Raw genomic sequence first — 22,272 nt, forward strand, 5'->3', positions numbered from 1 at the left:
TGATAGGGCAAAGATAGATAGGTGGAGTAGGCAAAAAACACAAATGTTCCATGCATATCTCAATATCTTTCATCCATTTCAGTGGACCTGCATACGATAGAGTAATACTCGAGGAGGAGGGAATTACATGGATGAAGAGAAGAGTTTCGTAATCGCCGAAGACGACTGGTCCCTCCATCGGAAAGGCTACGACGATCAACGGCGACATCAAGAAAAAGTGAAGGATGCGATGAGTAAGCAGTTACCTGATCTCATTACTGAAGAAAATATTGTGATGTCGAATGGAAAACGTGTCGTGAAAATTCCAATACGTTCACTTGATGAATATAAGATTCGTTATAATCATGAAAAGAATAAACATGCAGGACAAGGTGAAGGGGACAGTGAGGTCGGTGACGTCGTTGCACAAGCGCCACAGCCTTCTAAAGGCAAGCCAGGCGATGGAGAGGGTGCAGGCGATCAAGCTGGTGAAGATTATTATGAAGCAGAGATTTCATTAGCTGAGCTTGAAGAAGCGTTGTTCAAGGAGCTGACGCTGCCCAATTTGGATGAGAAGGAAAAAGACAATATCATTCACACGGATATTGAATTCAGTGATATTAGAAAGACCGGTTTGACAGGGAATATCGATAAGAAAAGGACGATGCTTGAAGCGTATAAACGGAACGCTCTCGGCGGGGAAGCCTCTTTTGCGCCGATTTACCCAGAGGATATCCGCTTCAAGACGTGGAATGAGAAGACGAAACCAGAATCAAAAGCTGTCGTCATTGCAATGATGGATACCAGTGGATCCATGGGTCAGTGGGAGAAATATATGGCCAGAAGTTTCTTTTTCTGGATGACTAGATTTTTAAACCGGAATTATGAAACCGTGGAAATTGAATTCGTGGCTCACCACACCCAGGCGAAAGTTGTCAGCGAGGATGACTTTTTCTCTAAAGGAGAGAGCGGGGGGACCATTTGTTCATCAGCTTACCGCAAGGCCTTGGAATTGATTGAAACAAAGTATTCTCCAGAGCGCTATAACATTTACCCGTTCCATTTCTCGGATGGCGATAATTTAACATCAGATAACAAACGATGCCTCGGTTTGATCGAACAGCTGATTGAGGTTTCTCAAATGTTTGGGTATGGAGAAGTCAACCAATATAATCGTTCATCAAGTTTAATGCAGGCGTATAAATCAATTGATCATCCGAAGTTCCGATATTATATTTTGAGAAGAAAAGCTGATGTTTTTCATGCGATGAAACAATTTTTTAGTGAGCAGGTAGAAGAAATGCTGAGCTGATGTTGCAATGGAGCCAAGCGACATCGTGTTGCTTGGCTTTTTTTGTGTTCTAAAAACATGGACGAGTATTTTTATTACGTGCGTCAGAGTCATCCTTGTTATAATAGCGTTAAACTTTGTAAAAGGGGAAAAATCCATGATTCAGGAGATCTTAGAGTCCAATCAATTTATCATGTTGATGGCTCTACTGCTTATTGTAAGTATTATTGTAACCAAGTTTTCATCCAGGCTGGGTGTACCATCTCTTGTCTTGTTTATCGCTGTAGGCATGCTCGTAGGGAATGATGGTCTCGGGCTGATCTATTTTGATAACCCTGAAATTGCCCAGTTGATTGGTGTCATTGCTTTGATCGTTATCTTGTTTGAAGGGGGAATGCTGACCAAGTGGAAGGATATCCGTCCCGTCATTGCCCCTTCCATTACACTTGCTACTCTCGGGGTGGTGCTAACGACATCCATTGTCGCCCTGGCAGCCAAGTTCATTTTACATATCGGATGGCTCGAAGCCTTTTTAGTAGGTTCCATTGTAGGATCCACGGATGCAGCTGCCGTTTTTGCTGTATTGAAAGGGAAAAATGTTCGTCCTAAACTAGAAGCCACGCTTGAGGCAGAATCAGGCACCAATGATCCGATGGCCGTTTTTTTGACGATTTCATTCATTCAATTGCTCACGATTGATGAGGTCAACATCGTTGGGATGATCGGCTCCTTCTTCTGGCAAATGGGAGCGGGTCTTGCTGTTGGTGCAGGGATCGGTTATATAGCAAGTCAATCGTTAAATAGGATTAACCTGGATTCGAGTGGGCTGTATCCGTTATTCGCTTTAGGTTTTGCCTTCCTATCCTACAGCTCTAGTTCACTTCTCCAGGCAAGTGGTCTTTTAGCGGTTTATGTAACGGCTGTAGTGATTGGAAATGCGGAATTGGCGTACCGTTATTCCATTCTGCGTTTTCACGAAGGTTTTGGGTGGATGGCCCAAATCCTCATGTTTATCATCCTTGGGTTATTTGTGTCTCCAACCGAGGTATTTACTTGGCCGGTCATGGTCGACGGTCTTCTCATCGCCCTGGTGTTGATTCTATTGGCACGACCTGTAGCAACCCTATTGAGTCTTGCAGGTTTTTCCTTCACCTTGAAGGAAAAATATTTTCTATCATGGGCTGGATTGCGAGGGGCTGTACCAATCGTTCTCGCCATTTTCCCAATGCTTGCGGGCATTCAAAACAGTCAGCTGATTTTCAATGTAGTATTCTTTACAGTACTTACTTCAGCACTCGTTCAAGGGTCTTCGATTACAAGGATTGCGGAACGGTTTAAATTGGTCTCTGAAAAGCTGGGGAATCCAATACATTCCCTTGAGTTGATATCCATCGGGAAAGCGAATGTGGAAATGATCGAGTTTGAAGTAACAGAGAGAAATGCGGTTGTGGGTCAGACTTTGGAGAATATGGAATTACCGGATCGCGCCTTGATCAATGCCATTATCCGTGACGGGGATGTCATTACTCCTTATGGACAGACTGAAATCAAAGCCGGGGATACGTTATACATTCTTGTCGAAAGAAAAAATAAAAAAGAAGTGAAGAAGCTTCTTGAAGCGATTCGCGAAGAGGAAAAGGAACACGAAAAAAGCCGAGCTTAAGGCAGCTCGGCTTTTTTCGTAGCAGCTATGATATTTTGGGCGTTTCTTTATGATATGAAGAATACAGTTATTATTATAGGTAAGACAGGCGGGTTTGTAAACCTTTTCTAGAAAAAACATGTAATTTTTACTAGATCTACAGTGGATATTGAGTATAGAATTGTACGTTCGACATTCTTCCTATACAATAAGAATCATCAAGGAGGGATGTACGGTGAATAAACGTATAGGTTTCATCGGGTGTGGCCAAATGGGACGGGCAATGATTCAAGGCATGATTGATGCAGGCCTTGTTAGAGCGCGGGACATTGCCGCGACGGCTTTATCAGATGAAACGATCGATTTTGTTACAGATCAATATGGAATCAATATTTCCAATGATAATAAACGAGTGGCAGCAGAAAGTGATCTGCTTTTTCTGGCGGTCAAACCTTATGTTTATCAAGGAGTCGTCCAGGAGATTAAGGACGAGGTCCCTGAAGATACAGTGGTCGTCACCATTGCTGCAGGCATCACTCTGGATGCAATGAAAGAAGCCTTCGGGCGGAACGTAAAAGTGATTCGCTCGATGCCGAATACACCGTCTCTTGTCGGTGCAGGCATGAGTGTACTGTGTCCCAATGATTTTGTTACAAAAGAGGAATTGGCTGACGTGATGGAAGTGTTTGAAAGTTTCGGGGAAGCGGAAATCGTTGAAGAAAGATTGATGGATGCTGTTCCAGCAGTCAGTGGATCTTCTCCAGCATTCATCTATATGCTGATTGAGGCCATGGCAGATGCCGCTGTTCAACAAGGCTTCCCTAGAGAAAAGGCCTATAAAATGGTTTCCCAGACGGTACAGGGTGCCGCTCAAATGGTCAAAGAAACAGGCCGCCACCCTGGGGAATTGAAAGATGCAGTCTGTACACCGGGAGGGACTACGATTGCTGGTGTGACAAAACTTGAAGAAACTGGTTTCAGGAATGCGATTATTCAGGGCATGACGGCTTGTACTGAGAAATCCAAATCCTTATCTGAAGGAAAGAATTAAAAAAATACGCCGGGCAGTTATGTCCGGCGTATTTTGGCAGTACGTGTGGCTGATGGAACATTTTGGCACACTCATTCGTATAGCCATGCAGGGGGTGGAAGTATGGAACAACAACCAACACAAAGAATATCTCAACGTGCGCTGAAGTTGTGGAGAATCTATGGGTGGATTCAAGTGGGGATCCTGCTGCTCATAAGCATTGGACTTATCGTCGCTGTTTCATTATGGGACTGGCCATGGTGGGTCATTGCCATTGGATTAGGGATCACACTAATCGAACTGATTGTTTTTGTCTGGATTGTACCAAGTCTTAGGTGGAAACGTTGGAGGTATGAGGTCACAGAAAAAGAAATCGATTTACAATACGGTCTTTTAATTGTTACACGTACACTTGTCCCAATGGTCCGAGTCCAGCATGTCGATACAGAACAAGGCCCTTTATTAAGGAAATTCCGATTATCAACGATCAGTATTTCCACGGCTGCCACTGTACATAAAATTCCTGCCTTGGATGAGCAGGAAGCGGAGCGGCTGCGTCAATCCATTTCCTCATTGGCAAGGGTGGCAGAAGATGATGTTTGAGCCGAAAAGACTCCATCCGGTTTCAGCCATCATCAACTTTGTCAAAACCCTTAAAGATGCCGCTCTACCATTGATTATCGTCCTTGTATTAAATGGAAACATCTTCAGTGGAGACATCGAATGGCTCCCCCTTCTTATTTGGGGTAGTGTCCTCATTCTGGTACTCGGGGCAGGGATCATTCGCTGGCTTCGTTTTACCTACCGTATGGAAGAAGGGGAGCTGCGGATCGAATATGGATTGATTTTTCGTAAAAAGAGATACATTCCGATTGACCGTATTCAGAGCCTGGATTTCTCAGAAGGAATTTTCCACAGGCCATTAAACCTTGTGAAAGTCTCGGTGGAAACGGCTGGTTCTACAGGCAATGACCAAGCGGAGGCCGAGTTGACAGCCATCAGGAAAGAAGAAGCAGATGAGTTGGAAGAGGCGATTTTCCAAGAAAAGCGTCGTCATGAGGGAACAGAAGAATCTCTGGACCAGGAAGGACTACTGGAAACCTCCGAGGAATCCACCCGGGAAAAAATTTATGGCATGTCTATGAATGAAATTCTCATGCTGGCCGTCACGTCTGGAGGGGCCGGGGTAGTCATCTCCGGGGTCGCTGTCTTTTTCTCTCAGTTTACAGACGTATTGCCACTGGGAACGATGTATAATGAAATTCTCGATTGGATTCAAGTGGGAATACTGGCGATTGCTGTGATTGTTTTTGCCATTTTGCTTGTGGCTTATGGGATATCCATTGTGATGACCATTTTCAGGTATGCGAACTTTTCTGTCTTCCTGGAGGAGGATGATTTGATTATTACCCGTGGCTGGCTGGAGAAGAAGCAGATGACCATTCCTTTGAACCGAATCCAAGGGATTGTAATGGATGAGAATTTGATTCGGCAGCCTTTGGGATTTGCATCTGTTACCTTGATCGAGCGCGGGAGGGTCGGTGTTGAAGAATGATGAACATCAATTGCGGCTTCTGCCTATGATCAAAAAAGAAAAAGTGGCGGAAATCCTGAAGCAGGTGCTTCCGGATTATGAAGTGGCAGATGATTTCCATCAGCCACCGAAAAGGTCTATCTTCCGTTATATTCTCAGGCATTCATGGTTTGGCTTCCTTGCTTCGATTCCTGTCAGCTATTTCTTTTATCCTTTTGGTCTGCTTTCTATTCTGGCATGGGTGTTTCTCGCCGGTCTTGGTTGGCTCGCCTATCGGGATGCAGGTTGGAATATATCCGGCGATCAGCTGACTTTACGGTCTAGAGGGATCATAAAACAAACCTACCTGATGAAAAAGTACCGCATCCAGGCTTCTTATGAAAAACAAACCTATTTCCAAAAAAGAAAGCATCTTTCAAGCATAGAGGTCATGCTGAAATCAGGAGGCGCTAGATCCATCGCGTCCTGTTATTACCTTGAAAAGAAAGATACAGAAAAAATGATGGAATGGTATAGAATCAAGCGTGAAAAACCAGAAGAGGTTTAATCCTCTTCTGGTTTTTTTATTCGGAGTAGAGTGTCCGATTGCTGGTCCTTATGAATGCTTGGAGAGAAGGAGGAATCAGCCACTTTTCGAGAGGCTCACACGAGGTGGGGGCTGGCCCAGGACGTGACGTGCTTAATCGAGCATCCTTTTTCATTTGAGTCTCCTCGGTATATGTTATCCGGAGGGTCCAGTTTTCCTATTGCTTTAATCCTGGTAAAAGTCTTCGCATGGATAGAGTGTTTTTTTACAAACCTTTACGCAGTTTTTAGAGGGTATTGACTATTACCTTGAAAAACGAACAATTTAACATTAGTGTTGATTTTTGTTCGTGAAAATAATAAGATAGTATCGTTGTAATTCTTATTGAAAGTTTGGTGTTTCCAAATGTTAGACAAATGGTTTCGTTTAAAAGAAAATCATACAGATGTTAAAACAGAAACTCTTGCCGGAGTGACGACCTTTTTGACAATGGTTTATATTGTGGTCGTGAACCCGGCTATTTTATCGAGTGCAGGTGTTCCATTCGATCAAGTGTTCATGGCGACCATTATTGCTGCAGTCGTAGGGACTTTGATTATGGCATTTGCTGCGAATTATCCAATTGCTATTGCTCCAGGGATGGGACTGAATGCTTATTTTGTCACAGAAGTCGTCCAACAGGATGTCAGTTACTCCGTAATCCTTGGTACCGTCTTTATATCTGGTATACTATTCGTTCTTCTAAGCTTAACGAGTTTAAGAAAAACCTTGATTACAGCTATTCCTCCCTCATTAAAGTATGGGATTACATCGGGAATCGGTTTATTCATTGCTTTTCTCGGCTTACGCATGTCCGGAATCATTGTACCTAGTGAGGAGACATTGGTCACTCTCGGTGATCTAACTGCAAAGGGGCCACTGTTGACTGTATTCGGTCTTTTCTTCACATTAATTCTTATTGCAAGGAATGTAACGAGCGGGCTATTCATCGGCATGTTTGTAACAGGAATCATCGGGTTCTTTACAGGACAGCTTCAAATTGAGAAGTTTTGGGATGTGCCGCCGGCTCCTGTGTTTTGGGATATGGACCTGGGAGCTGTATTCAGTAACGGTCTTTACACCGTCATTTTTGCCTTTCTGCTGGTTACAATCTTTGATACCACAGGAACGATGATTGGTGTAGCTGAGCAAGCAGGCTTCATACGAAAAGATGGAAGCCTTCCCCGAGCGCGGGCGGCTTTAATGGCTGATGCGTCTGCGACGACTGTAGGGGCCATGTTTGGCACAAGTCCTTCATCGGCTTATATTGAATCGTCATCTGGTGTTGCTGCAGGAGGAAGGACAGGCTTGACAACAACAGTAGTGGCGCTATTATTCATCGTTTCCATGTTCTTCGCCCCTGTAGTAGGTGCTGTTTCAGGCTTGCCTGCCATCACGGCTCCTGTATTAATCATTGTCGGCTGCTTTATGATGGGCGGACTTGCAAAGGTGAACTGGGGAACGTTTGATGATGCATTCCCTGCTTTTATCATAATTCTGTCCATGCCCCTTACTTCAAGTATTGCGACAGGAATCTCATTCGGCTTCATCACCTACCCGATGTTGAAGCTGGTGACAGGCAAAGGGAAGGAAGTTCACTGGATCTTGTATATGTTCGCGATTATTTTCATCTTGCAAATGGTCTTCTTTCCGGGCCATTAATCATAACTAATCCTATGGCAGAAATGCCATAGGATTTTTTTGTCCAAGGTTACTTGGTTATGGCGTTTTGCTGATGGAGATTTCTTTCGTATATTCCGAATTATTCGTGGCAAATTAAGGGTAGGTGATGCGAATATGGGAATCTTTACGCGACTCTTTAGAAACAACCGTGACGGGTTGACAGACAGACATCTGTCTTCCCCTTCCGGTGATAAAGAAATGCCAAGTACAAAGCGTCTTTCCGAAAATGTGGAGTATCTATTGAAAGCTTTCAATCAAACCAATGATTTGAAAATACGTGTTTTGAAAAAGGGAGAAGCGGCTTTATTATATTTCGAGTCATTAGCCGAGCATGAAAAGATTCAGGAAAAAATATTTGCACCCCTGGAACTAGGGCATAACGAAAGCATCTTTCATCTTCCGAATGCGAAACATACGAATGATTTAGAAGAATGTGTCCGTACGCTTCTTCGGGGACATGCGCTTTACATGGAAGAAGGAAGAAGAGAGATTTGTCAGTTCAGTGTGACCTCTTCGTTCGGACGATCTCCTGAAGAGCCTCAGAATGAAAAAGTTACCCGTGGTGCTCATGATGGGTTCATCGAGAATATGATGACGAACCTCAACCTTCTTCGAAAAAGAGTGGAGCATAGGGATTTGACCGTCAAATACTATAAGCTTGGCAGGAAGACGAACACGAATATTGCTGTTATCTATATGGACGGGATTGCCGACCCTACGCTGGTCCAGGAGATTGAAACACGGATCCAATCCGTGGATTCGGATATGATTCACAGTCCAGGACATGTCGAAGAATTCATCGAAGATCAGGCGAGCTCGCCATTTCCTCAAATGTTGAATACAGAACGCCCGGACCGCGTGGCGGCAAACATCGTAGAAGGAAGAATTGCTGTTATGGCAGAGGGAAGTCCGACGACCCTCATTATGCCTGCGACGTTTTTTATGTTCTACCAGGCGCCGGATGATTATAACATGCGGTGGTATTCAGGAACGTTCGTCCGGTTGATGCGCTTATTTAGTTTTATTATTGCCGTGGGACTTCCCGCATTTTATATCGCAGTAGTGAGTTTTCACTTTGAGGTTATTCCTGACGAATTAATCATCCCTGTAAAAGCTTCTATCAATGAAATTGCCTATCCTCCGATATTGGAGGCGCTCGTGATGGTCGTCATTATTGAACTGATCAGGGAAGCCGGTATGAGGCTTCCGGCTCCGATCGGTCAAACGATCGGGATTGTCGGGGGTTTAGTTATCGGGGACGCTGTTGTCCGGGCAGGGCTGGTTTCCAATTTGATGGTCATCGTCGTAGCTCTGACAGCAATCGCATCCTTTGTCGTCCCTTCTAATGAAATGAGTACAACTTTGAGGCTGTTGACCTTTCCACTGATTATTCTCGCAGGGACGATCGGTTTCATCGGCATCGTCTTCGGGATGTTATTTATTTTCATTCACTTGACCCGGCTTCATTCATTTGGTGTTCCTTATTTTGCCCCGCTAGCCCCGTTAAGTCTGGCCGACTTGAAAGATACGTTTGTTCGTCTGCCTATGTATATGAACAAGCGGAGGCCTAAGGATGCCCATGCTGTTAAAGCTGTTACTTTGGACCCTTCAAGGGAGTGGAAAAACCGTGAAAAACAAAATCAAACAAAGCAAGGAAACGGAGGCGGTGAGCCATCCTCCTCAGGAAACGACACAAACCAATAGTCAGAAGTTGTCCCAACGACAGTTTTTTTTCATCATCATCCAGACTCAAATAGGGGTGGGTGTACTTTCCGTACCGTTTGAACTTCATAGTGCCGCCAAGCAGGATGGTTGGATTTCGTTGCTGTTGGGGGCGACAATCATCCAACTTCTTCTGTTTGGTATTTGGGCGGTCGCGAAAAATTTTCCACATGATACGTTATTTACTATTAACGATAAACTATTCACAAAATGGATCGGGAGACCACTTTCCATTTTATATATTCTTTATTTTGTCGGGGTCGCAACACTGATCGTTCTTTTATTCTGCAGGATGATCAATGTATGGGTGCTGCCGAACACGCCTTTGTGGGTGACAGCCTTTCTCATGGTCAGTGTGTGTATGTATATGGTCGACGGTGGACTGCTTGTTTTAGGCCGTCTGTACACGATGCTTTCCTTATTACTGGGCGTGCTGATTATCCTTATGATATTCGGGTTGAAGGAAATGGAAATCATGTATTTGTTTCCTGTGTTGGAAACAGGGTGGGGGAAAATATTCTCCGGTATTAATAAAGCTACGGTCTCATTTTTTGGTTTTATCATATCTCTCGTCATATTTTCAAAAGTGGAGGGGGCGCCTAAGCAAAAATTAAAGACGATTGTATATGCGCACAGCTTTGTTACCCTCTTTTATTTGTTCACCGTACTAGCGAGTTTCACATTTTTCAGTTCCAGTGAGATGCCACTTGTGCCAGAGCCGATATTATATATGTTGAAATCATTCTCCCTGCCAGTCATTGCCCGCATTGACTTGTTTTTCATTTCAATCTGGGTCATTAATGTTGCAACATCCTTAGCTACTTACCTTTATTTGTCGAGCTGTGGGCTTTCAGAAATATTCAAAAAGCCTACCCAGGGGCACTTTATCATGATCGTAGGCGTTATTATATTTTTCATCAGTATGTACATTGGCTTAGATATTAATAAAATGGAATTCTTTAATAAAGCCGTTGTAAATGCAGGATACATTTTTTCGTTTTTATTGCCTTTAGTGATGGTTCCTTTAAGTTTTTTACGCAGGAAAAAAGACGAAGGAGCGGGTGGATCTTGAAGAAACTCATGATTGTCATACTGTCAGGTCTCTTGTTCCTGAGTGGATGCTGGGATGAAAAACAGTTTAAGAACGTAAAATTGGTGCTGGCCCTGGGGATTGATCAAGGAGAGGACGGAGAAATTGTCCAAACCGTCTCAATCCCAACGGTCAGCAGAGGGTCGGAAGGACCTGGAGAAGAAAACCTGCAAGTTCTTTCCACAGGCGCAAAAACTCCACTGAATGCAAGAAATAAAATCGACCATATGATTTCCGAATCGTACGACCCGTCTAAAGTAAAAGTAATTGTATTAGGAGAAGAACTTGCTAAAAAGAACATTTACCCAGTCCTTGATGACATGTATCGGAACCCACGAAGTAACTTGAATGCCTATTTGGCGGTAGTAGAGGAAGGGACGGCAAAAGATGTGATCAGCATGGAGCATAGCGGAGAGACAAGAATCAGCAATTATATCGGTGGGATGTTGGAAGCCGCCATATCTTCCACCCATGCCACGGGGGAAAACCTTCAGCTGCTGTGTGCGGAATTACTGGAACCGGGCATCGACTTTTCCGTACCTATGCTTAAGATAGAAGATGATGGGAATCTGCTCAGCTTTAATGGGATGGGGTTATTTCATGACAAAGCCTATACAGGTGAGAAAATCAACGCTGAAAAAACGACGTTATACATGCTCCTTCAAGGGGTTAAAGGTAGAGTTGCCCGACTGACTGAAAAAATTGATGATAACCGTAAAGAAGAGATTCTGGATTACGTTACCGTAGATGTCGCCCAAAACAAGCGGAGAATGACCATCGATACGAAAGGTGGAGAAATTGCCGTATCCATCCATATGGATCTGAAAGTGAAAATTGTAGAATATCCTTCCGACCATCTATATGTAAAAGGGAGAGTCAAAGAAATCGGTGATAAACTTTCTACGACACTAACAGAAGATTCCGTGGATATCATTCAGCAGGTTCAAAAAGCGAACAGTGATGTCTTTGGGATTGGCCGCAGAATCAAGGCTTATCATCCTGAAATTTGGAAGGAGATGGACTGGAAGGAAGAATTTCCGGAAATATCTATTGAACCAAAGGTGAATGTGGAAGTTATCCAGCATGGGATCATCAATTAATTTTTTCTTAGATGGATGAAACTTTTACGTAGGTTGTCTCGTCTCTATATTAGAAACAAAGATATGACGGGGGAAAAGAGTTGTGTGGAAAAGGTTAGGTGTTCTATTCGCTTGTTTGTTGTTGATCAGTGCCTGTAGCAGTAAGACTCATGCGGTACCGAACGGTTATCATTCCTACGATAGGGAGATGGTAACATCAGCCGTAGAACAATTGGAATTTGACCCGGAACTTCCGGCGTCCATTCCTGTACCAATGATCAGTGTCGTTTCAGATATTTATCAGGATAACGGTTCAGAAATGCTTGATTTGAGTTTTTATACACCTGATAATGATTTGTTGACCATCCAATTTTCCCACAAGGATATTGATACCCGCTGGATAGAGCCAGAAGTGGTTTCCCTCCGGCAAGGCAGCGATGCCACATATGAAGATAATCGTTTCTCAAAAAAGTTGAGTTGGAAAAAAGACGGTGTCACCTATTTGATGACCTACCGTGCCAGCGCGTCTTCGAAAGAAGTTAATGAACGTAGTGTGACACGACGACAATTGATCGAAGTGGCGCGCTCGTTTCATTCATAAATGATTATACCTCCCCTATGGTATAGCCCCTGCCGACTGACCACCGGCGGGGGCATTTTCATTCCCTAAACTTTTCCTTAATATACATAATTTAATAGAGATCGGCCAAACTACATCTGACACTAAAAAAAGGAGTGAGAACACTTGAAAGTATGGATGTGGTTAGGCGTCATTATTTTTACAGCGGTGTTGTTTGTTCAGGCCCCGCAGATCACTCACGCAGCAACGGATACTTACACGGTAAAAAGCGGGGATACTCTGTGGAAAATTTCACAAAAGTATAAGATCGGCCTGAGTGAAATCATCAATGCCAATCCCCAGTTCAACAACCCTGATCTCATTTATCCAGGAGATAAGGTGACGGTACCTCTGAAATCGGATATCAAATCTGTAGAAAGACAAGTCATCGATTTGACAAACCAGGAAAGAGCGAATAATGGACTACCCGCCTTGAAAGCAAACTGGCAGTTATCCCGCGTGGCGCGTTATAAGTCCAGGGACATGGCAAATAAAAACTATTTTTCCCATACGTCTCCTACTTATGGGTCCCCATTCGATATGATGAGAGACTTCAACATTTCTTATAACCGTGCTGCTGAAAATATCGCTGCTGGACAACGCACCCCTCAGGAAGTGGTGAATGGCTGGATGAACAGCCCGGGCCACCGTAAAAACATTCTTGACCCGAATTTAAGACAGATCGGTGTGGGATATGCTGAAGGTGGAAGCTACGGTCATTATTGGACACAAATGTTTATTACCCAGTAAATGAAAGGACTGGTCACTCGAGAGGTGCGCCAGTCCTTTTCTATGCCCTTTACAACCTTCAGCGTTTTAAGTATGATAAAAGAGGTTTGATAATGATTATCACTATTAATGGAGGTATACATATGAAAAAACGTTTGTTTTCAATCTTTATGCTTGTTTTTATTCTATTGTTAAGTGCATGTGGAAGTTCATCGGACAATCAGCCTTCCGATGATCATCAAGAAGACAGTAGCCAGGAGGCGGAAGATACACGTGTGATTCAACATGAAATGGGAGAGACGGAAATCAAAGGTCAGCCTGAAAAAGTCGTCGCTCTTGAGTTTTCATTCGTAGATAATCTGGCTTCCTTAGGAGTTTCGCCAGTAGGGATTGCTGATGATGATGATTCAGAACGAATCATAGCACCTATTCGCGAGAAAATCGGAGACTATACGTCAGTTGGGACAAGAAAGCAGCCTTCTTTGGAAGTGATCAGTTCCCTTCAACCGGACTTGATCATCGCAGATATGAAACGTCATAAAGATATTTATGATCAGCTTTCTGAGATAGCACCGACGATTATCCTGCCTTCCCTGGCAGCCGATTATGAAGGGATTCTATCAAGTTTCGAGACGGTATCCAAAGCTATGGGAATGGAAGAAAAAGGTCAGGAAGTATTAGGGGAACACAAAGCAAAAATGGAAGAACTTCGTGCCCAGGTCCCAGAAGATGAAGAACGCACAGTCCTTCCTGCTGTTGTAGCTGACAGCGGTTATTTCGCCCATAATATGGAATCATATACGGGATCTTTACTGGAGTCGATCGGTTTGAAGAATGCCATCCAAAGCGGAGACGAGCGTTATAATAAGATTAATCTGGAACAGGTGGTAGAATTTGATCCAGATGTGATGTTCCATATGGTTGCAGGTGATCAAACGGTCGTTGATGAATGGGAAAGCAATGATTTGTATTCAGACATTTCTGCGGTGAAAGAGGATAAGGTCCATGAAGTCGACCGAAACATGTGGTCCCGTTTCCGAGGATTGATTTCATCTGAAAAAATTCTGGAGGATGCGATCCAATATTTATATGAACAGTAAGGATGGAAAGAGCGGAGGAGCACCTTCGCTCTTTCTTATGGCTCTGTTAAAGTTTAATGTTGCTATTACTGCAAAAAAGGAACTTCGAATTTTATGGAGGTTCTTCATTTTTATATTTGGCTTATTCAACGAAAGCTCCCTTTTCTTGAAGACTCAGCTTCGAGATGTTTGTGTGATTCTAGGGGCTCCGGGAAAAGGTTCGCTTTCCATGGGGCGGGCGGTGAGCCTCCTCAGGCTACGCCTTCCGGGGTCTCACCTGTCCCACACGTCCCATAGGAGTCTCACCGTTTCCCTCCGCAGCCCCTATTCACCACACAGAAGTCTCGAAATCAAGTCTTCAACAATCCTGCCATTTAGCTTAAGACTCCGTTTCGAAATCATAATCCAACAAGATTCAATGGTTACATCGTGAAAGGAGATCATCTAAAGGTTTCGACACTTGGGAATAAGTTCCTTTATACCATTCTATCATTGACATTGTCACTTCCATCCGTTGATGCAAATATCAACACCAAACTTTAACAGAGCCTTTCTTATTGTAAAAAGACGCTTTTCCATTGTTTATGATAAGGTGGATAAAGTATGAAAATAGGAGAATTCATGTGCAGCCTTCCATTCAACAATCATCAAGCAATAAAATAAAAATGATCCTTCTGATCGTTACTGGCCTGGTCGCTCTTGCTGCAAGTTTCACAGCGAGTTTGAGTGTCGGTGCCTACGCTATTCCGTTCTGGGAGGTGGTAGAGCTGTTGTTTACTCCCGATGATGGCAAAGCAGCGTCTATCATTCATTCCATCCGATTACCACGAGCCCTTGTGGGGATCATCGTCGGGGCATGTTTAGCTATCGCAGGTGGAATCATGCAGGCAATTACCAATAACCCTCTGGCTTCACCACAAGTGTTCGGAGTTAATGCAGGAGCTTCATTAATGGTTGTTGCCGGGGTCGTCCTTTTTCCGAGCCTTGGTTCATCCACCCTCGTTTATTTTGCCTTCTTGGGGGCGGCTGTGGGAGGAGCGATCGTGTATTCTCTTTCTTCCAGTGGAGGAGGAATGACTCCTGTGAAGTTAGCCCTCGCCGGGATTACGGTTCATTTATTTTTGTCCTCCCTGATCGAAGCGATAGTGCTTTTTCATGAAACATCCACTGAAGATGTTTTATTTTGGCTGGCAGGCGGCATAGATGGACGTAATTGGCAAGATGTCCAATTAATGGTCCCGTGGTCGCTTGCAGGTTTGATCGGCGCATTGTTTTTAGGGAAAGGTCTTACCATCCTCGGTTTAGGCGACGATGTGGCGAAAGGGCTGGGTCAGAAGGTGGGTTGGATTCGTGCATCAGCAGCTATTCTGGTCATCCTCCTCGCCGGAATTTCCGTCGCTGTTGCAGGGCCAATCGGGTTTATTGGGCTTATTATACCGAACATCGTCCGCAAGCTGATTGGGTCTGATTACCGGATGATTCTCCCTGTTTCAGCCATCTTCGGTTCAGCTTTGTTAACCATTTCAGACGTGTTGTCCAGGTTTATTTCATTCCCTGCAGAATCACCTGTAGGAATCGTGACCGCCTTGCTTGGAGCTCCATTTTTCCTATATTTAGCAAGTAAAGGGGGTCGTGGAGCATGAAAATAAAAATCATTCATCCGATAACTATAATTATTTTTCTTTCGATACTAGTCGTTGCCGGCGGATTTCTTTCCATGGGGGTAGGAGCTGTCTATATACCTCCTGGTGATCTATTTGACTATTTGCGGGGCAGTGAAGCCGGAGGGAATGGGTATATTATCGAAAACTTCCGGCTTCCACGTATCATCATGAGTGTGTTGGTCGGAACAGGTCTTGGAATCTCAGGAGCGATTTTGCAGGGGATTATCCGCAACCCTCTGGCTTCCCCGGATGTAATAGGCATTACAAAAGGTGCAGGACTTGCAGCTGCAAGTGTAATCATTCTCTTTCCTTCATTACCTGTGATCGCTTTGCCGATCGCTGCTTTCGCAGGAGCAGGAATCGTGACCGCAGGCCTTTATCTTTTTGCATTCAGGAAGGGCGTGCAGCCAGCCACGTTAGCTTTGGTAGGAATCGCATTAGGAGCGATTTGTCAGGCAGGCATCCAATTCTTGACTATCAAATTTCCCTTAGAGACGAATGCAGCTCTCGTTTGGCTGACCGGGAGTCTGTGGGGGAAAGATTGGACAGATGTGTGGATGCTTCTTCCATGGATTGTCATCGTCGTGCCAATCGTTGTTTTATTTGCTAAGAAACTTGATGTCCTCGGGCTTGGAGATGATGTGGCCGAAGGTTTGGGAGAGTCTGTCAGGAACGCACGGCTCCTGCTGCTGATTCTTGCGGTTGTTCTCGCAGGTGCATCTGTTGCTGTCGTTGGAACACTTGGATTCGTAGGATTGATCGCTCCTCATATCGCCCGTCAATTGGTTGGGAACCATCATAGATATTTGCTCCCCGTGTCAGCTCTTACAGGTACGATTCTGTTAATGATTGCAGATGGACTCGGTCGTGGTTTGTTCCCGCCTACTGAAGTTCCTGCAGGAATTTTTACGGCCATCATAGGAGCTCCGTACTTTTTGTATTTATTGAGGAAAATGAACAAATCATAAGAAGCGCAGCTGCGCTTCTTTTTTATTCTGAAGACATATGTCTTGTCATCTGACAATTTTTTTATAAAAATGTAAAACAGGCATAAACCCTTGGAATTAAAGCCATATTAGACCATAGGACAGGTGTCATAGGACGATTTGATAACTTTTCCGTTCAAATAAACCTTGCATGACGTCTGACAACCTGATAAAATCCATAGTGGAATTACTTGTGAAAGCATTTTCATAAATATAATATTTACCATTAAGGGGAGGACTTATTGTGGGTATACTTTTAGGCATTCTTGCTGTTGCGATCATTCTTGGTATCGCTTTTCTGATGTCCAACGATCGTAAGAACATTAACTTCAAAGGTGTCGCAGTCATGATTGTCGTTCAGCTTCTGATTACGGCGTTCATGTTCAATACAACGGTCGGGAAAATGATCATTGATGCGATTTCCGCCGGATTCAACAAATTGATTGAATTTGGTACTGTCGGTGTTGATTTCGTTCTTGGGGGCGTACAAGTAGGAGATAACGGTGTGTTCTTCTTCAACGTCCTGTTGATTATCATTTTCTTTGCAACGATTTTATCAGTCCTGACGTATCTTAAGATTTTGCCATTCATCATTAAATATTTAGGCTGGGGACTTTCTAAAATCACCGGTTTGCCGAAGGTAGAATCTTTCAACGCCGTAAACAGTATCTTCTTCGGTCAGTCCGAAGCGCTGATTGCGATCAAGTCTCAGTTCCACAACTTGAATGACAACCGTCTGTACATCGTGAGTGCATCAGCGATGGGTTCTGTATCTGCATCCATCGTCGGAGCCTACCTGGGGATGCTTCCTAGTGAATATATCCTTGTCGCACTTCCGTTAAACATGTTCAGTGCTTTGATTGTTTCTTCCATCATTGCGCCTGTCAAAGTTTCTAAAGAAGATGATAAGGTAGACATTCAGGATGTCTCTAACGCGAAAAGCTTTTTCGAAGCTATGGGTAACGGGGCTTTGGATGGCGGTAAAATCGCTCTAATCGTTGCTTCCATGCTTATTGCATTCATCGCTTCTCTGGAGCTTGTGAACTGGGCGTTCGGAGCGGTCTTCAACGGTTTCACACTTCAAGAGCTTCTTGGATATATCATCGCACCGATCGGACTGTTGATGGGAATCCCGGCAGCTGAAGTTGTTGACGCTGGAGCGATCATGGGTACGAAGATCGTAACCAACGAATTTGTTGCAATGCTTGAGTTCTCCAGTATGCTGGATAGCGTATCTGAGAAAACAAAAGGAATTGTTACAGTCTTCCTTACAAGTTTCGCGAACTTCTCTTCCATCGGTATCATTGCTGGTACTGTGCAGGGAATCGATGCTGAAAAAGGTGGACGAGTGTCCGGCTTCGGTATGAAGCTTCTCATTGGGGCAACACTTGGATCTATGCTTTCTGCAACAATTGCAGGATTATTCCTATAATGTGCCGAAAAGTCTGAATGGAGGGAAACCTCTATTCAGGCTTTTTTTATTTCATCTCGGTTTTATTATTAGTGAATGATGAAATGAGGAAGCCCGGGAAACTATCGAAAAGGAGAGAAATTTATGGATCTTCATAAACTCTATATCAATGGAGAATGGATGGACACCAATGATCGACTGGATGTAGTAAACAAATACACGCAGGAGACCTTTGCCCAGGTCGCGAAAGCTTCTGAAAAGGAAGTGGATATTGCGATTGCAGCAGCTTCGGATGCCTATAAGAATCATGCGATGACCCCTTACGAACGGTTTGAAATATTGAAACGTGTGAGCGAACTCCTCAAAGAGAAACAGGAAGATATGGCTAAAACCATTACACAGGAAGCAGGGAAGCCAATCAAACAAGCTTTAACGGAGGTGGACCGCGCCGCACAAACGTTTGAACTAGCAGCGGAAGAAGCAAAACGAATTCATGGGGAAGGGGTGCCGGTAGAGGCAGCACCTGGATCTGAAAACCGTATGGCTTTCACCATCAAAGTACCGGTTGGAGTGGTCGGTGCCATTAGTCCTTTCAACTTCCCTGTTAATTTAGTCGCCCACAAAATTGCCCCTGCCATTGCAGCGGGAAATGCAGTCGTCTTGAAGCCTGCAAGTAAAACCCCTGTTTCTGCTCTGAAATTGGCTGGTCTATTCGAAGAAGCGGGGCTGCCGAAAGGTTTTCTGAATGTAGTGATCGGTTCAGGATCTACGGTAGGAAACCAGATGATGAATGATGAACGGATCCAACTGTATACATTTACTGGAAGTGCGGAAGTTGGTTTGAAGTTGAAGCAGAATACAGGGCTGAATAAACTTGTTCTGGAGCTTGGGAATAATTCGCCTGTTATTATTGATAAGGAAGCCGATTTGGATGCCGCCGCGGAAAATGTGGCGGCTAAAAGCTATGCCTTTGCGGGGCAGGTATGTATTTCAGTCCAACGTCTGTATGTCCATGAAGAAATTCAAGAGGAGTTTCAATCGAAGTTTTTGCGAGCCATTGAGAATTTAAAGGTAGGGGATCCCAACGATCCAAATACAGATGTCGGACCAATGATTAGTGAGGAAGAAGCGGAGCGGGCTGAACAATGGGTGGAAGAAGCAAAAGCGGCAGGTGCCACGGTCATGCATGGTGGAAAACGTGAAGCTGCTTTGTTTCACCCGACCGTCTTGACGGACGTTCACCCTGACATGAAAGTTGTCTGTCAAGAAATCTTCGCACCTGTGGTAAGCATGATCCCTTTTACTGACCTTCATAAATGCATTGACGAAGTAAATGAATCGCCGTATGGACTGCAAGGTGGAATATTCACGCAGAATATCGATACCGCTTTCTATGCAGCTAGAAATGTAGAAGTCGGGGGGCTGATGGTCAATGATTCCTCTCAATACCGGGTCGACCTCATGCCGTATGGTGGCGTGAAAGATAGTGGCTGGGGGAAAGAAGGACCCAAATATACGATAGAAGACATGACCGAAGAACGTCTCATTGTTTTAAATTTAAAATCATAGCTCTGTTAAAGTTCAGTGTTGATATTTGCATCAACGGATGGAAGTGAGAATGAATGGTAGGGTGGTGGGGAAAGGGATTTATTCCTAATTGCAGAAACCTTCAGATAATCTACTTTCACGATGTAACCATTAGAATCTTGTTGGATTATGATTTCGAAACTTCTGTGTTGTGGATAGGGGCTGCGGGGAATGACTCGCTTTCCGCGGGAGCGCGGTGAGCCTCCTCGGACTACGTCCTGCGGGGTCTCACCAAGCACTCTCTTGCTCGTAGATATCCGGTTTCTGCGCCTAGCGGCTAGTGAGACTTCCCTCGCTTCTGTACGATAAGTCAACATCGAATCCCTTCGTTCTTCGTGTTTCCTTTATCTCCTCCAGCTCAGTCCAGTCCATACGCCGCTGAACGAGGCGCCCGCACACTTAAGATAGGAGTCTCGCCATTCCCCTCCGCCCCTTTGCCATATAAGTGTCTCGAAACCACTACTTAAAAAATCAGCTTGTATGGGTAAGAGAAGGGAATGATATAATCTCTACCCCATGAACGTTTAGCATACGCAAATGCTTGATACTACGCACAATCTGCCCGCCTAGGGGAGAAGAATTGTAAACTTACGAATCCATACAGATGTTCGAACCTCAACCATTCAAGCTCACCTTTTTAAAGTGGCTTCGAGACACTTATAAGGGAAAGGGGGCGGAGGGAAACGGTGAGACTCCTATGGGACGTGTGGGACAGGTGAGACCCCGGAAGGCGTAGCCTGAGGAGGCTCACCGCCCGCCCCATGGAAAGCGAACCTTTTCCCGGAGCCCCTAGAATTACACAAACATCTCGAAGCTGAGTCTTCAAGAAAAGGGAGCTTTAGTTGAATAAGCCAAATATTAAAAAGAGGAAATTCCATAAAATGGAATTTTAATTTTGCAGTAATATCAACACTAAACTTTAACAGAGCCAAAATCATAAAAGCCGGAAAAAAGCGTCCTGAGAACGGATGCTTTTTTCCGGCTTTTCATAGAATCTGTCTAAGTTTCATGTTGATTGAGCAATACGGTGAGACTTCTATGGGACGGTGGATCAAGATGAACCTTTTTCCGGAGATCTCCATTAGACAAACCTCTCGAAATGGAGTCTTTTAATTGGGAATATCAACTCTCGCCTTTAACAGAGGCGATCCGAAATAAAGAGGAAATTCAGGCTCCCGTCTGTTTCATTTGGTGACTCCTGTCTCTTTGGATGAGCAGCATTCGAATGAGAAGGGTCAATGCGCCTGCGGTGAGTCCAATCGTCAAGCTCAGCCAATATCCGTAAGGACCCAGAGCCGTATAGTTGGCAAGCCAGTAACCGCTTGGGAGCCCTATGCCCCAATAGGAGATAAACGCCATGATCAGGGTGATGTTCACATCTTTATAGCCGCGGAGAATGCCTTGTAAAGGAGCGCCGAATCCGTCAGAAAGCTGAAAGAATATGGCATAGATGATGAAATTCTTAGTCAGGTCAATCACTTTTTCGTCTGTGCTGTACAGTCGGGCAATCTGGTCATCAAATAAGTACAGTATAAGTCCTGCAAAAAGACTCATGGTTACTGCTGAAATGATTCCTAGGTAAGAATAGGTCCTTGCTTCATTGGGTCTCCCGGCACCAACTTCGAACCCAACGGCAATTGTCAGGGTGAAGGCGATGCTTAAAGGAACCATATACAACAGGGAAGCAAAGTTGATGGCTGCCTGGTGGGCGGCAATCGTCTCTGTATCATAAGCGGTCATAAAAAAAGTGACCGCAGCAAAGATACTTGTTTCAAAAAAGATAGCAAATCCGATGGGAATGCCGATTTTCAACTGAGATACCCATTCTTTCCACGCAGGAGTCAGCCATTGTTGGAAAATCTTATAAGAACTTAATGGACGTACATGATGAATGATGGAAATGAGGATCAATAAAGATACCCAGTAAGTAAGGGCCGAGGCAACACCTGCCCCGATCCCCCAAGCTCAGGTGCACCGAAACGCCCGAAGATGAACATATAATTGAAAAGGATGTTCAGGGGTAATGTCATCAGAATGACTGCCATGGATATTTTCGTCTGTCCCAAAGCATCAACGAACGATCGAAGTATGTTAAAGACGAATAAAGGGACGATTCCGATTCCAAGCGTTATGAGGTAATATTTGGCTACATGGCGGACTTCCCGGGTGATATCAAGCATTGAAAGAAGAGGATCTAACAGGAAGAAGCCGAAGGTACCGATCCCGACGGCCAGCACTATGGATAAATAAATGCCCTGTTTAACGGAATAAGAGATTTCTTTTTCTTTTCGCGCCCCTTTTAATTGCGCAACAATTGGGGAAATAGCCATAAGAATGCCATTCAATCCTGTGAATACGGGCATCCAGATACTTGAACCTATCGCTACCCCTGCCAGTTGGTCCGGACCGGACTGCCCGGCCATGATGGTATCGAAGAAGTTCATTAAATACATGCCGATCTGTGTAATCAATATAGGGATAAGAATAAAAGAAAATAACCGGATTTTTTCCTTTAATGTCTTGGTTTCATACATAGGTTCCACTCTTTTCTGGTACAATTCTCTTTAGAGGAATACGAGGAT

The 22,272-nt window shown here is 44.3% G+C and carries 17 protein-coding genes and 1 pseudogene; 17 read left to right on the forward strand and 1 reads right to left on the reverse strand.

Annotated elements, in window-relative coordinates; translation table 11 throughout:
- Nucleotides 1–127: 127 nt before the first annotated feature.
- The 17 genes from yhbH to ACXADE_RS05085 all read left to right on the forward strand — a co-directional run bounded on the left by yhbH (nt 128) and on the right by ACXADE_RS05085 (nt 19,672).
- A complete protein-coding gene (yhbH, locus tag ACXADE_RS05005; protein WP_474979395.1) occupies nt 128–1,291 on the forward strand; it encodes a sporulation protein YhbH in 1,164 nt (387 codons plus the stop codon).
- Between the two features lie 136 nt (nt 1,292–1,427).
- Entirely contained in the window at nt 1,428–2,933 is a 1,506-nt protein-coding gene (locus ACXADE_RS05010) for a potassium/proton antiporter (protein WP_474979396.1), read from the forward strand.
- A gap of 214 nt (nt 2,934–3,147) precedes the next feature.
- Nucleotides 3,148–3,963, forward strand: coding sequence for a pyrroline-5-carboxylate reductase (proC, locus tag ACXADE_RS05015; RefSeq protein ID WP_474979397.1), 816 nt, complete (start codon nt 3,148–3,150; stop codon nt 3,961–3,963).
- A 102-nt stretch (nt 3,964–4,065) separates the two neighbouring features.
- Nucleotides 4,066–4,545, forward strand: coding sequence for a PH domain-containing protein (locus ACXADE_RS05020; RefSeq protein WP_474979398.1), 480 nt, complete (start codon nt 4,066–4,068; stop codon nt 4,543–4,545).
- On the forward strand, nt 4,538–5,497 hold the full coding sequence (locus tag ACXADE_RS05025; RefSeq protein WP_474979399.1) for a PH domain-containing protein: 960 nt from the start codon (nt 4,538–4,540) through the stop codon (nt 5,495–5,497). The genes ACXADE_RS05020 and ACXADE_RS05025 overlap by 8 nt, the downstream gene beginning before the upstream one ends.
- Nucleotides 5,487–6,023 carry a PH domain-containing protein gene (locus ACXADE_RS05030; protein WP_474979400.1) on the forward strand — a complete coding sequence of 179 codons (537 nt, stop codon included), beginning with the start codon at nt 5,487–5,489 and terminating at the stop codon, nt 6,021–6,023. Before ACXADE_RS05025 ends, ACXADE_RS05030 begins: the two co-directional genes overlap by 11 nt.
- A gap of 384 nt (nt 6,024–6,407) precedes the next feature.
- Nucleotides 6,408–7,703, forward strand: coding sequence for an NCS2 family permease (locus ACXADE_RS05035; RefSeq protein ID WP_474979401.1), 1,296 nt, complete (start codon nt 6,408–6,410; stop codon nt 7,701–7,703).
- Between the two features lie 135 nt (nt 7,704–7,838).
- Nucleotides 7,839–9,428, forward strand: a complete 1,590-nt coding sequence (locus ACXADE_RS05040; RefSeq protein WP_474979402.1) for a spore germination protein — start codon at nt 7,839–7,841, stop codon at nt 9,426–9,428.
- Complete coding sequence (locus tag ACXADE_RS05045; protein WP_474979403.1) at nt 9,352–10,518, forward strand: GerAB/ArcD/ProY family transporter; 1,167 nt, start codon at nt 9,352–9,354, stop codon at nt 10,516–10,518. Before ACXADE_RS05040 ends, ACXADE_RS05045 begins: the two co-directional genes overlap by 77 nt.
- Nucleotides 10,515–11,636, forward strand: a complete 1,122-nt coding sequence (locus ACXADE_RS05050) for a Ger(x)C family spore germination protein (protein WP_474979404.1) — start codon at nt 10,515–10,517, stop codon at nt 11,634–11,636. The genes ACXADE_RS05045 and ACXADE_RS05050 overlap by 4 nt, the downstream gene beginning before the upstream one ends.
- Nucleotides 11,637–11,718: 82 nt before the next feature.
- The gene (locus tag ACXADE_RS05055; RefSeq protein WP_474979405.1) at nt 11,719–12,216 is read left to right on the forward strand and encodes a hypothetical protein; all 498 of its coding nucleotides are present in this window, start codon (nt 11,719–11,721) and stop codon (nt 12,214–12,216) included.
- Between the two features lie 156 nt (nt 12,217–12,372).
- Nucleotides 12,373–12,984: a SafA/ExsA family spore coat assembly protein gene (gene safA / locus ACXADE_RS05060; RefSeq protein WP_474982197.1), complete on the forward strand. Its 612-nt coding sequence runs from the start codon at nt 12,373–12,375 to the stop codon at nt 12,982–12,984.
- A 122-nt stretch (nt 12,985–13,106) separates the two neighbouring features.
- On the forward strand, nt 13,107–14,063 hold the full coding sequence (locus tag ACXADE_RS05065) for an ABC transporter substrate-binding protein (protein ID WP_474979406.1): 957 nt from the start codon (nt 13,107–13,109) through the stop codon (nt 14,061–14,063).
- A gap of 602 nt (nt 14,064–14,665) precedes the next feature.
- Nucleotides 14,666–15,685: a FecCD family ABC transporter permease gene (locus ACXADE_RS05070; RefSeq protein WP_474979407.1), complete on the forward strand. Its 1,020-nt coding sequence runs from the start codon at nt 14,666–14,668 to the stop codon at nt 15,683–15,685.
- Nucleotides 15,682–16,674 (forward strand): FecCD family ABC transporter permease, encoded by a 993-nt coding sequence (locus ACXADE_RS05075; RefSeq protein ID WP_474979408.1) that lies wholly within the window; start codon nt 15,682–15,684, stop codon nt 16,672–16,674. The genes ACXADE_RS05070 and ACXADE_RS05075 overlap by 4 nt, the downstream gene beginning before the upstream one ends.
- A gap of 262 nt (nt 16,675–16,936) precedes the next feature.
- Complete coding sequence (locus ACXADE_RS05080; protein WP_474979409.1) at nt 16,937–18,124, forward strand: NupC/NupG family nucleoside CNT transporter; 1,188 nt, start codon at nt 16,937–16,939, stop codon at nt 18,122–18,124.
- 123 nt (nt 18,125–18,247) lie between these two features.
- Nucleotides 18,248–19,672: an aldehyde dehydrogenase family protein gene (locus ACXADE_RS05085; RefSeq protein ID WP_474979410.1), complete on the forward strand. Its 1,425-nt coding sequence runs from the start codon at nt 18,248–18,250 to the stop codon at nt 19,670–19,672.
- A 1,185-nt stretch (nt 19,673–20,857) separates the two neighbouring features.
- On the opposite strand, the pseudogene ACXADE_RS05090 reads toward ACXADE_RS05085, so the two are convergent.
- Nucleotides 20,858–22,224, reverse strand: a pseudogene (locus ACXADE_RS05090) (MATE family efflux transporter).
- Nucleotides 22,225–22,272 lie beyond the last annotated feature (48 nt).

The sequence above is a fragment of the Halobacillus sp. ABR2_026 genome, assembly GCF_056158545.1.